The sequence below is a fragment of the Duganella vulcania genome, assembly GCF_009857655.1.
Classification (GTDB): domain Bacteria; phylum Pseudomonadota; class Gammaproteobacteria; order Burkholderiales; family Burkholderiaceae_D; genus Rugamonas; species Rugamonas vulcania.
This window is the reverse complement of record NZ_WWCX01000136.1, coordinates 1-10,991: the sequence shown is the minus strand read 5'-3', so window position 1 is coordinate 10,991 and position 10,991 is coordinate 1. Positions and strand designations below refer to the sequence as shown.

Below are 10,991 nucleotides of genomic sequence, written 5' to 3'. Positions count from 1 at the left end.
CGCATGGACACGCTGTACCTGTCGAACGACCTGGCCGGCAGCACCGGCCCCAGCATCGCCGGCACGATGGCGGCCAGCACCGCGCCGGCCTCGCCGTCGAGGACGAACGCCGTCGGCGCTGCGGGGGGATGGGTCAGGCGATAGGCGGCGCCGCCGGCTGCGAGCAATAGCGCGCCGGCCGCGCCGATCTTGAGGAAAGATCTGCGGGTGGTCATGTCTCCGTCCGTCTCGTTTTTATGATCCAGCTAGTGTACGTGAACGGGTAACGAACCTTGTCCGCAAAAAATAGAGGGCCGCGTCTAGTCTGCCCGCGCCGGCTTGCCGGCCAGGTAGGCGTCGGTGGCCTTGACCAGCATGGCCTTCTCGGCCAGCTTGAAGCGCGCCACTTCCATGCCGCGCGCCAGGTTGGGCAGCAGATCGGCCGGCACCCTGCCCTTGATCCAGGCTTCCAGCTGCTCGGGCGGCAGCGCGCGCCAGAACGTCTCCGGCGTGTACTGCGCCAGTATCATCGGGCCGAACGGCTGGTGCGGCGCGATCAGGCGCTCGGCGTTCTGCGTGAAGACCGACCAGGACAGCTGCGGATGCTCGCCGCCCAGCACGCCCACCAGGCCGATGCGCGTCATGTCGGCCTGCTTGGGGATCTCGTCCGACAGCGCGATCGCGGCGGCCTTCTGGGCCAGCGCCGGATCGCGCACCTGCATCAGCGCCGTGTAGTAACGGCGCAACTCCGTCTCGTTCCTGGCCGACCTGGCGATCGCGTGCAGCTGCTCGAACTCGGCCGCCGTGGCGTGCTCGGCCACCACGGCCAGCACCATCATCTGGTCGTCGGCGGAGATGGCGGCGCGGTCGGCGACAAAGGCGGCGAAGCGCTTGCGCGCCTCGGCCAGCACATCCGGATCGCCCCAACCACCCAGGTCGGCCAGCAGCGAGCGGCGCAGCTTCTGCATGCCCGGCGTCTCGTCCGCGCGCGCATCCCAGCCCAGCTTGACCGACAGCGGCTTGACGATGGAGCGCGCATACGCGGCGAAGGCGGCGTGGCCGGCGGTGCCGCGCTCGGCTGTCTCGATGGTGTCGAGCGCGCCGGTGATCTGCTCCCAGGCGCGCTGGTTGGCGGTGTCACCCATGGCCGAGGCCAGCGCCAGATAGCTGGCCAGCGGTTGCGCGCCGGCGCCCACCAGCGCCCACTGGTCGTCCAGCAGCGCGATGCGGTCTGCTTCCGGAAGGCTGGCGAAGGAGTGGGTGTTCTGGGCCAGCGAGGAGTTGTCGTAGGCGACGCGGAAGTAGCCGACCGCGCCGGCGTTGACGCTTAGCGCCTCGTCGCAGCGGCCGGCGGAAACGCTCTGCTGGTCGCCGTCGAACAGCACCGGCTTGGGCGCGCCGGTTCCGCTGCGCACCTGCAGCGGCACCGGCCAGCGGCCCTTGCCGCTGCCCAGCCCTTGCAACAGGAAGCGCTGCTGCGTCAGGGCGATCGTGCGGTTGCCGGAGATGTCGCAGCTGGCCGTCACCGACACCAGCGGGAAGCCCGGCTGCGAGGTCCATGCGCGGGCGATCTCGCTGACCTGGCCGGCGCCGGCGCCGGCGCCGTCCAGCGCCCGCCACAGGTCGCCGCTGAGGGTGTTCGAATACGCGTGCGTCTTCATGTAGCTGCGGATGCCGCTGCGGAAGTTGTCGGCGCCCATGTGCGCCTCCAGCATGCGCAGCACGGCCTGGCCCTTGCTGTAGGTGATGGCCGGGTCGAAGGCACTGCTGGCCTGCAGCTCGTTGGTCACATGCTGCAGGATGGGGTGCGAGGTGGCGCGGGAGTCGGCGCTCATCGCGCTCTCCTTGCTCGCGTCCTGGTGCTCCCACCAGCGCCAGCTGGGGTTGCGCAGGTCGGTCTGGCGAGCCGCCATCCACGAGGCGAAGCTTTCGTTGAGCCACAGCTCATCCCACCAGCCCATCGTGACCAGGTCGCCGAACCACTGGTGCGCCATCTCGTGCGCCTGGATGCTGTAGACGCCCTGGCGGTTGCCCATGGTGCTGGACGGGGTGATCAGCAGGGCCTGGTCGTTGTAGGTGATCGCGCCCCAGTTTTCCATGGCGCCGCTGAAGCCGCCGGGCACAGCGATCGAATCGAGCTTGGGCAGCGGATAGCGCACGCCGAAATAATCGTTGTAGTCGGCCAGGATCTGCCGGGCGTTGGCCAGCGCCTGCTGGCCGCCCTGCTCCTGGCCCTTGACCGCGACCACGCGGAACTGCGTGCCATCGCTCTCGGCCGCGATGTGCGCCAGGTCGCCGCCGGAGAATTCGACCAGGTAGGTTGGCATCTTGGGCGTCGGCGCGAAGCGGGTGGTGGCCAGTTCGCCTTTGACGCTGCGCTCGCTCTCGGGCATGTTGGAGTACACCGCCCACTTGGCCGGCACCGTCACGCTGAGCTTGAACACGGCGCGGAAGGCCGGCTCGTCCCAGCAGGGGAACATGCGGCGCGCGTCGGTGGCTTCGAACTGGGTGGTCAGCATCGCGTCCTTGGCGCCGGCCGGCGTCACGTACTCCTGCAGGAACAGGCCGCGCGGTTCCTTCTCGATCTTGCCGGTGTAGGCAAAGCTCAGCGTGTGGCGGCCGGGCGCGGCCGGACGGGCCAGCTTGATGGTGGTCAGCTGCGACTTGTCGTCCGACACCACCGAACGCACCGGCTTGCCGTCCAACAGGACTTTGCTCAGCTTCTGGTTCAGCGAGTTGAACTGGATGACGGCGCTGGCGGCCTTGAAGTCCAGCACGATGCGCTCGGTGCCGGCCACGGTGTGGCTGGCGGCGTCGGGCGTGAGCGCGATGGTGTACTCCAGCGGCACCACGTTCTTGGGCAGGCGCCCCGGCGCGCTGGCGAAATCGAACACCGGCGACGCCGCTTGCGCCAACGCGGATGCCGCAGGAAAAGCCAAGGCCAACGCCAACCCCATCACGCCGCGTGCACGCATATCCGACTCCTGTATTTTCGTGTTCAAATTACAATTGCGAAACTATAACACTGCTGGCGGCCGGAAAACCATGCAACGATCCAACACCCCCGTCATTCGAACCCAGGGCCGCCGTCCTCGCCGCGCCCGCTGGGATGGTGTGCGCGGCCCGGAACAGCAGCGCGCGGCCATCCTCGGCCACGGCAATGAGCGGCTGGGCATGCCGGCCGTGAGCGGCATCCATCTGATCAACCAATACGAGTCGCCCGCCACCCGTGCATGTCGGCGTGTACCGCTGCCGGATGCTGGTCGAGCGCGACGATCCGAAGCTGGCGGCGGCGGGCCTGCCCTCCTCCACGCTGCTTGACAGCGAATTCTCGTTCCAGCGCGACGACTCGGGCTAGGCGTGGCGGCCGGCGCCCGGCTTTGCGGAGGACTTCCGCAAGGCGGTCCAGGCCGCGCGCACCGACTGAGCCGTGCGACAGCCGGTTGGCGAAAATTATAAAATAAATAATCTTTATTTCGCCACATGCTCACATGACCTCGGACACCACCACCACCACCGGCCTCGACACCCTGCTCTCGATCGGCATCATCACCGCCGGCCAGCGCCGGCGCGCACTGGCCGATCCCGGCGCGTCCGAAGTGGCGGCGATGGAAAGCATGTCCGGCCAGCTGGTGTGGATGATCCAGCGCGACATCGTCACGCCGGACGACATGGCACACGCCTGCACCCGCATCGAGACCAGCTACAGCGAGGAGGAAGGCGCGCGCCACCTCGAGATCATCAGCGAGACGCTGGCCAAGTACCTCAGCGTGCGCGAACAGATCAACCGCGACAAGCTCGGCGCGCTGGTGTCGGCCGCGCTGATCACGCAGTCCGAGCTGGACCGGATACTGCCGCAGCTGCCGCAAGAGCTGCTGCTGGAGTCGCCCGGCGAGGCGCTGGTCTGGCTGACGCACAACGGCCACATCAGCGGCCGGCGCCTGAAGACATTCCGGCGCGACGGCGCAGGCGGCGACGTGCGCCGCACGGCCATCCTGCAAGAGGTCGAACGCCTCGACCGCGAATACCACGACGCCAAGACCGCCTACCTGCGCGCCTTGCTGCCCGGACCGGTCTGGATGTGGATCGCCGTGCCGATGCTGGCGTTCAGCGTCTACATCTGGCACACGGTGACGCCGTCGGCGGCGCCGGCCTGCACCGACCCGGACATCAGCCGCACGCTCGACGGCCTGATGCTGCGCGCCAGCATCGACCAGCGCATCAGCTCGATGCGCCCTAGCGCCGACGCGACGCTGCCGCGCGTGAGCGGCATCAAGGAAGTAGGCTACGCCAGCGAGCCGCGCATCCGCGGCTGCAAGGCCACGCTGACCATCGACAAGACGGAGACGCCGTACGCCTTCACCATCGAACCCAGCGCGCCGGGCAAGCAGGACTTCGCGGTGGTCGGCGCCTCGCCGGCCATTGTCGAGGCGCGCTTCGGCCACCTGACCACGGACGGCAAGTTCATCAACACAGCCGAGCCGATCGGACGGGCCGCGGCCGAGCGCGCCTTCCGCGCCGGCGTCGAGCAGCTGATGTCCTCGGCCTTGCCGGCCGGGCGGCGGCTGACGCCGGAGCCGCCCATGTCCGGTATTCCCAAGCTGGCCACCAGCTCGCCCGAGCGCAGCCGCGAGATCGCCGAAGTGGAGCCGCTGGCGCCGTGCCGCGAAATCGCGGCCGGCACCGCGTACAGCTGCCGCCTGCTGGTCGAACGCAACGACCCGCTGCTGGCGGCGATCGGCCGCGACGGCTCGACCACGCTGGAAGGCGACTTCGTGTTCGAGCGCGACGGCGCCACCGGACCGTGGCACATGGCCAAAGGCTTCGACGAAGCCTTCGTCAACGCAGTGGCGGCCTCGCGGATCCAGTCCCTGACGCGGTAGGCTGGCTCGCGGCGCAGATCCTGTCGCCCGCCGCCACCAGTTTCATCGCACGCTCGCCGAGCCCCACGGTCAGGCTCAGCAAGCCGGCGGACCGGTCGGCGCCGCAGAGAACCACGCCTTTGACATGCAACGGAATAGTTTGGCCCTCATGCAATAACAAAGCGGATGAATTGGCCATTATCCGTCCATCGAGGATTTTCCCATCCAGGACTCCAATTTTCGCACTAAGGATTTTGCTGACCTTCGTAACTTCAAACGTAAATCCCATGTCAGACCTCCATGTCTGCGCACCGCGCTCCTGAAGCGCCTCAGTCTGGCGCTGGTTTCATTTTTTTCGAGCGCCGGCAATTTCCACCTCTTAGCATGCTGATGAAGCACGCTGGCGGCCATGTACTCCATTGCGACATCGGCTAGCAAATTGCCACCGATGTCCACAGCATCATTGTAGATCCCCAGATGGAATTGCAAAGCGTGAGCCGCTTCCTCCAACAAGGTCGAGCGACTGGGATTCTGTCGCAGGAAAATAGTCTCGGTCGAAAGGCAGCAGGCGGCGGCCCGGCACCAGTTCAGGAATCGGTGCGCTTCCCTGTCTTGATAGATATTCGGGAGGCGAACGGAATCCGGCTCCTTGCGCCGGTGGAGGGACCCGCGAAGGTCCCGGCGCATGGACCGAACCAAGCGTTTGATCATGGCTCGCGGCGCCGGCCGGCCATTAGAAATCCGAATTTTGAGCAGCATTGGAGCTCCTGACATCCGCGCAGCTTAAAGCGAACGATGAAGCTTCAAAACGACTAAAAACAAGGTTGGCGCCGTAAACGGTCCGGAGCCGAACGGCCATTAGATCTCAGTCCTTGCGCTTGCCCACCATGTGGCGGGCGATGCCGCGCAGGATGTTGACTTCCTCTTTTTCCAGCTGCGCGCGGGCGAACATGCGCTTGAGGCGCGGCATCAGCTTGCGCGGGTTGCCGGCGTCGAGGAAGCCGATCTCCACCAGCGACCGCTCCAAGTGCTCGTACATGCCCTCGATCTGCGCCAGGCTGGCCGCCTCGCCCTGGAAGCCGATCTCGTTGGCGTCGCCGGCCGGCTGGCGCACGCTCATCGAGGGCGGCGCGCCGTCCAGCGCCGCCATCCGGCATTCGTAGGCCAGCACCTGCGCCGCCTGCGACAGGTTCAGCGACGAGTACTCCGGATTGGCCGGAATGTTGATCAACACATTACATTTTTCGACGATCTCGTTCGGCAGGCCGAAGCGCTCGTTGCCGAAGATCAGGGCCGCGTGCAGCTCGGGCTGGGCCGCCAGCTGCCCGGCCACCTCGCGCGGCGTCAGCACCGGCGGCGAGTATTCGCGCAGCCGGGCCGAGACGGCGGCGGCGAAGTTGATGCCATCCAGCGCCTCGGCCATGCTGCCCACCACCCGCGCCCCGGCCAGGATGTCGCCGGCGCCGCTGGCGAAGGCCACCGCCTCCGGATCGTCCAGCGCGTTGTCGAAACGGGGGGTGACCAGCACCAGGTCGCTGAAACCCATGGTTTTCATGGCCCGCGCCACGGCCCCGATATTGCCCGCGCGGCTGGTCTCGACCAGAATAAATCGCAGCTGTTTGAAAAGATTCGTATTGATTTCGGGCAGGTTCATTTAAAATAGCGCTATTGCGCGGTATCGATACACAAATTCCCCGGGATTTTACCCTGTCGCCGCCGCTCCGCTCTTTAATTCACTCTTGTACACTAATGTGCTGCCGGGCAGGCTGAGGCCCCCGGTGGGCGTTAGCGTTCTTTTAACGGAAAAGCTTACATGCACCCAATGCTCAACACGGCGATCAAAGCCGCCCGCCGCGCCGCCGCCGTCATCAACCGCGCGTCGTTCGACCTCGACCGCGTCATCGTCACCGAGAAAAACCACAAGGACTTCGTCACCGACGTCGACCAGGCCGCCGAACAGGCCATCATCGAGGTGCTGTCCAAAGCTTATCCCGACCACGCCTTCCTGTGCGAAGAGTCGGGCCCGTCCAAGAACGCCAACGACGAGACTGAATTCACCTGGATCATCGACCCGCTCGATGGCACCACCAACTTCATGCACGGCTTCCCGCAATACTCGATCTCGATCGCGCTGTCGCAGCGCGGCGTGATCACCCAGGCCGTGATCTACGACCCGGTCCGCAACGACCTGTTCACCGCCACCAAGGGCGCCGGCGCCTACCTGAACGACAAGCGCATCCGCGTGACCAAGCTGGACCGCATCGCCAACGCCCTGCTGTCGACCGGCTACGTGGCCGGCAACGCCAAGGCGCTGGACGAATACCTGAAGATGTACGGCATCATGGCCGAACGCTGCCACGGCGTGCGCCGCCCGGGCAGCGCCGCGCTGGACCTGGCCTACGTGGCCGCCGGCCGCCTGGACGGCTTCTATGAAAAAGGCCTGAAGCCTTGGGACATCGCGGCCGGCGCGCTGATGGTGACCGAGTCCGGCGGCATCGTCGGCGAATTCAACGGCGAGTCCGATTACCTGTACAAGGGCGACATCATCGCCGCCAGCCCGAAGATCTTCGGCCAGATGGTCGGCCTGCTGGCCCAGTTCGGCGAGCAGCCAAAAGCATGATCAATTAGCAAAAGTAGAATGTTTGTTACAAAAAAAGGGAGCGTATGCTCCCTTTTCTATTTCAATTAGGAAATAAATTGTGCCGGTAGCTGTTATACTCAGGCCTGCGGCACTCTGACCAGTCCTTTAGCCGCAGTGTCATCCACTCTGATTGCCTGCGACTGGCGCCTAGAAAGCGACAGGCCGATCTTAACAAAAAGTCATCATGTCATTCTCTACCCTCGGTTTGTCCGACGCTATCGTCCGCGCTGTTACCGAAGCCGGCTACACCACGCCCACCCCGATCCAGCAGCAGGCCATCCCTGCCGTACTGAACGGCGGCGACCTGCTGGCAGGCGCACAAACCGGTACCGGCAAAACCGCCGGTTTCACGTTGCCCATCCTGCACCGCCTGTCGACCGACGCCAAGGGCGCGGCGATCACCAGCAACACCACGGCCCGCCCGATCCGCGCCCTGATCCTGACCCCGACCCGCGAACTCGCGGCCCAGGTCGAGGAAAGCGTGCGCATCTACGGCAAGTACACCAAGCTCAACTCCACCGTGATCTTCGGCGGCGTTGGCATCAACCCGCAGATCAAGCAGCTCAAGCACGGCGTCGACATCCTGGTCGCCACCCCGGGCCGCCTGCTGGACCACATGGAACAGCGCACTGTCAACCTGTCGCACGTGGAAATCCTGATCCTGGACGAAGCCGACCGCATGCTGGACATGGGCTTCATCCGCGACATCAAGAAAGTGCTGGCGGCCTTGCCGCCGAAGCGCCAGAACCTGCTGTTCTCGGCCACCTTCTCCGACGAGATCAAGGCGCTGGCCGACGGCCTGCTGAACAAGCCCGCCATGATCGAAGTGGCGCGCCGCAACTCGGCGGTGGAAGTGATCGCCCAGCTGATCCACCCGGTCGACCGCGACAAGAAGCACCCGATGCTGTCGCACCTGATCAAGACCAACGACTGGCACCAGGTGCTGGTGTTTACCCGCACCAAGCACGGCGCCAACAAGCTGGTCGAACAGCTGGGCGCCGACGGCATCGGCGCGATGGCGATCCACGGCAACAAGAGCCAGTCGGCGCGCACCAAGGCGCTGTCCGAGTTCAAGGACAACAAGCTGCAAGTGCTGGTGGCCACCGACATCGCCGCGCGCGGTATCGACATCGACCAGCTGCCGCACGTGGTCAACTACGACCTGCCGAACATTCCTGAAGACTATGTGCACCGCATCGGCCGCACCGGCCGCGCCGGCGCCACCGGCGAGGCCGTGTCGCTGGTCTGCGTGGACGAGCACGAGATGCTGAAGGATATCGAGAAGCTGATCAAGCAAACCCTGCCGCGCGCAGTGATTCCGGGCTTCGAGCCGGACCTGAACGCGCGTCCGCAGCCGGTGCAGCTGCGTAGCGGCGGCCCAGGCCATCGCAACGGCGGCGGCCGCAACGGTGGCGGCCAGGCGCGCGCCAAGACCGGCGGTGGTGGTGGCGGTGGCGGCAACAAGCCACGCGCACCGGGTACCGGCGGCGGCAACGGCGGCGGTCCACGCACCGGCACCAGCGCCCCGCGCTCGGCGGCCCAGCACCGCTCCGGCGGCCGCGGCCGATAAGCAGTTCCCTCAAAACCACCTTCGGGTGGTTTTTTTTATCCCGGCACGGCGGGATGGCGGTGCGCCGCACCAACCGCATTTCCGGTTACGATAGCGGCTTCTCTGCCGGAGTCCGCCTCATGCCAAAATTCGCCGCCAACCTGTCCATGCTGTTCACCGAAGCGCCCTTCCTGGAACGCTTCGCGCTGGCCCGCGAGGCCGGCTTCGACGGCGTCGAATTCCTGTTCCCCTACGCCTACGATGCCCACCAACTGGCCGAGCGCCTGCGCCGCCATCAGCTGACCTTGGCGCTGTTCAACCTGCCCGCCGGCGACTGGAACACGGGCGACCGCGGCATGGCCTGCGACCCGCGCCGCCAGGACGAATTCCGCGCCGGCGTGCGCAGCGCGCTGGAGTACGCCACCGAGCTGGGCGCGACGCAGCTGCACTGCATGGCCGGCAAGACGCCGCCCGGCCTGGCGCCGGAACGCGCCCACGCCACCTACGTCGACAGCCTGCGCTGGGCCGCCGCCGAGCTGGCGCCGCACGGCATCAACTTGCTGATCGAGCCGATCAACCACTACGACATGCCGGGCTACTTCCTCAACCGCAGCCGCCAGGCGCTGGACATCATCGCCGAGACCGGCAGCCCCAACCTGTTCCTGCAGTACGACATCTACCACATGCAGCGCATGGAAGGCGAACTGAGCAACACGATCCGCGCCAACCTGCCGATGATCAAGCACATGCAGATCGCCGACACGCCCGGCCGCCACGAACCGGGCAGCGGCGAGATCAACTACCGCCACCTGTTCCGCCTCATCGACGAACTGGGCTACGAAGGCTGGCTGGGCTGCGAATACCTGCCGGCCGGCGACACCATCGCCGGCCTGGGCTGGCGACAGGCGCTCACCAGCTGATCTGCGCATTCGCAATACGGAAATATTCACGTAAGGCAACAATGTCCTCACACCTAGGGAGCGAACATGAAACTGAGCCGTGTATTCCTGATCCTCTGCTGCCTGGCGCTGCTTGGCGGTTGCGCCAGCAGCAGCCCGCGCATGGCGGACGTGCGCGCCTTCGCCGCCCAGTCGCCGCATCTGGGCGCCTACCATGAACTCACCGAGCGCTACCGCACCACCTACCAGCGCGAGCAACCCTTCCTGAGCCCGGCCGCCGACCTGCGCGAACGCCAGCTCGACCAGCAGCGCCAGGCCTCCAGCGCGGATTTCGCCAGGCTGCAGACCGGCGTGCAGGCATATATGCAGGCGCTGGGCCGGCTGGCCGGCGACAAGCAATACGACCTGGAGGACCAGGTCAAGGCCATGAGCGGCGGCATCAAGGCCTGGCCCGACAGCGGCATCGACGAGCGCCACGTCAACGCCTACGCCGGCCTGGCGCGGCTGATCGCGCGCGCGCTGACCCGGCCGGCGCAGGACAGCGCGGTGCAGGAGCTGCTGCGCGACGGCCACCAGGCGATGGAGGAGCTGCTTGGCGCCATGCGCACGCTGCTGCGCCTGTACGACAAGAGTAGCGACAACGAACAAAAAATCGTGCTCGGCATGCTGGAGACCGAGCTCCCCTTCGTCGACACGCGGCGCGACCGGCTGCTGCTGGCGCTGTCGCGGTCGCTGCAACACGACAAGCAGGTCGAGTACCACCTGACCGGCGTGCGCAACACCCAGGCCCAGCAGAACCTGGCCGCCATCGAGCAGGCCCACCGCGCCTTGTTCAACCAGATCCCGCAGCAATAAAGGAGTACGCCATGGCCGATCAACACGATATCGAAGCGCTGGCCGACAGCCTGTCCGCCAGCGCCGACGCCCTGCACGCCCACCTGATGCGGGCGCTGCGCAAGCCGGCGCCGGGCGGCGCGCCGGCCATGTCGCAGGGCACGGCGCAGGCGCTGTTCGAGAACGAGGTGCTGCTGCGCCAGCGCGCCAACAGCCTGTACCTGGAC

At 66.4% G+C, this 10,991-nt stretch carries 9 protein-coding genes and 1 pseudogene; 6 read left to right on the top strand and 4 right to left on the bottom strand.

All coding sequences use genetic code 11. From position 1 onward, the window contains the following. Together GTP90_RS32880 and GTP90_RS32875 are read right to left on the bottom strand one after the other, a co-directional pair. The coding region (locus GTP90_RS32880; protein WP_161087461.1) for a twin-arginine translocation signal domain-containing protein at positions 1–215 on the bottom strand (215 nt) is incomplete at its 3' end. Positions 216–299: 84 nt separating this feature from the next. Beyond that, entirely contained in the window at positions 300–2,954 is a 2,655-nt protein-coding gene (locus tag GTP90_RS32875) for a M1 family metallopeptidase (protein WP_161087460.1), read from the bottom strand. Positions 2,955–3,470: 516 nt separating this feature from the next. On the opposite strand from GTP90_RS32875, the gene GTP90_RS32870 reads away from it, so the two are divergent. After that, positions 3,471–4,862 (top strand): hypothetical protein, encoded by a 1,392-nt coding sequence (locus tag GTP90_RS32870; protein WP_161087459.1) that lies wholly within the window; start codon positions 3,471–3,473, stop codon positions 4,860–4,862. A gap of 177 nt (positions 4,863–5,039) precedes the next feature. Here GTP90_RS32870 and GTP90_RS32865 read toward each other — a convergent pair whose 3' ends face one another. Next, the gene (locus GTP90_RS32865) at positions 5,040–5,600 is read right to left on the bottom strand and encodes a hypothetical protein (RefSeq protein WP_161087458.1); all 561 of its coding nucleotides are present in this window, start codon (positions 5,598–5,600) and stop codon (positions 5,040–5,042) included. A 106-nt stretch (positions 5,601–5,706) separates the two neighbouring features. Beyond that, on the bottom strand, positions 5,707–6,495 hold the full coding sequence (locus GTP90_RS32860) for an RNA methyltransferase (protein ID WP_161087457.1): 789 nt from the start codon (positions 6,493–6,495) through the stop codon (positions 5,707–5,709). A 168-nt stretch (positions 6,496–6,663) separates the two neighbouring features. On the opposite strand from GTP90_RS32860, the gene GTP90_RS32855 reads away from it, so the two are divergent. The 5 genes and pseudogenes from GTP90_RS32855 to GTP90_RS32835 form a co-directional block, all read left to right on the top strand. After that, positions 6,664–7,461 (top strand): inositol monophosphatase family protein, encoded by a 798-nt coding sequence (locus tag GTP90_RS32855; RefSeq protein WP_161087462.1) that lies wholly within the window; start codon positions 6,664–6,666, stop codon positions 7,459–7,461. Positions 7,462–7,666: 205 nt separating this feature from the next. Then, positions 7,667–9,052 carry a DEAD/DEAH box helicase gene (locus tag GTP90_RS32850; RefSeq protein ID WP_161087456.1) on the top strand — a complete coding sequence of 462 codons (1,386 nt, stop codon included), beginning with the start codon at positions 7,667–7,669 and terminating at the stop codon, positions 9,050–9,052. A gap of 119 nt (positions 9,053–9,171) precedes the next feature. After that, positions 9,172–9,951, top strand: coding sequence for a 2-oxo-tetronate isomerase (gene otnI / locus GTP90_RS32845; protein ID WP_161087455.1), 780 nt, complete (start codon positions 9,172–9,174; stop codon positions 9,949–9,951). A 66-nt stretch (positions 9,952–10,017) separates the two neighbouring features. Beyond that, positions 10,018–10,785, top strand: a complete 768-nt coding sequence (locus GTP90_RS32840; protein WP_161087454.1) for a S46 family peptidase — start codon at positions 10,018–10,020, stop codon at positions 10,783–10,785. Positions 10,786–10,796: 11 nt separating this feature from the next. Continuing rightward, a pseudogene (locus GTP90_RS32835) lies at positions 10,797–10,991 on the top strand (hypothetical protein); the annotation flags it as partial.

Bases quoted from the DNA above. Each gene is read 5' to 3' on its own strand.
- GTP90_RS32875 (WP_161087460.1), bottom strand. From the start codon at position 2,954: ATGCGTGCACGCGGCGTGATGGGGTTGGCGTTGGCCTTGGCTTTTCCT.
- GTP90_RS32870 (WP_161087459.1), top strand. From the start codon at position 3,471: ATGACCTCGGACACCACCACCACCACCGGCCTCGACACCCTGCTCTCG.
- GTP90_RS32865 (WP_161087458.1), bottom strand. From the start codon at position 5,600: ATGCTGCTCAAAATTCGGATTTCTAATGGCCGGCCGGCGCCGCGAGCC.
- GTP90_RS32860 (WP_161087457.1), bottom strand. From the start codon at position 6,495: ATGAACCTGCCCGAAATCAATACGAATCTTTTCAAACAGCTGCGATTT.
- GTP90_RS32855 (WP_161087462.1), top strand. From the start codon at position 6,664: ATGCTCAACACGGCGATCAAAGCCGCCCGCCGCGCCGCCGCCGTCATC.
- GTP90_RS32850 (WP_161087456.1), top strand. From the start codon at position 7,667: ATGTCATTCTCTACCCTCGGTTTGTCCGACGCTATCGTCCGCGCTGTT.
- otnI (WP_161087455.1), top strand. From the start codon at position 9,172: ATGCCAAAATTCGCCGCCAACCTGTCCATGCTGTTCACCGAAGCGCCC.
- GTP90_RS32840 (WP_161087454.1), top strand. From the start codon at position 10,018: ATGAAACTGAGCCGTGTATTCCTGATCCTCTGCTGCCTGGCGCTGCTT.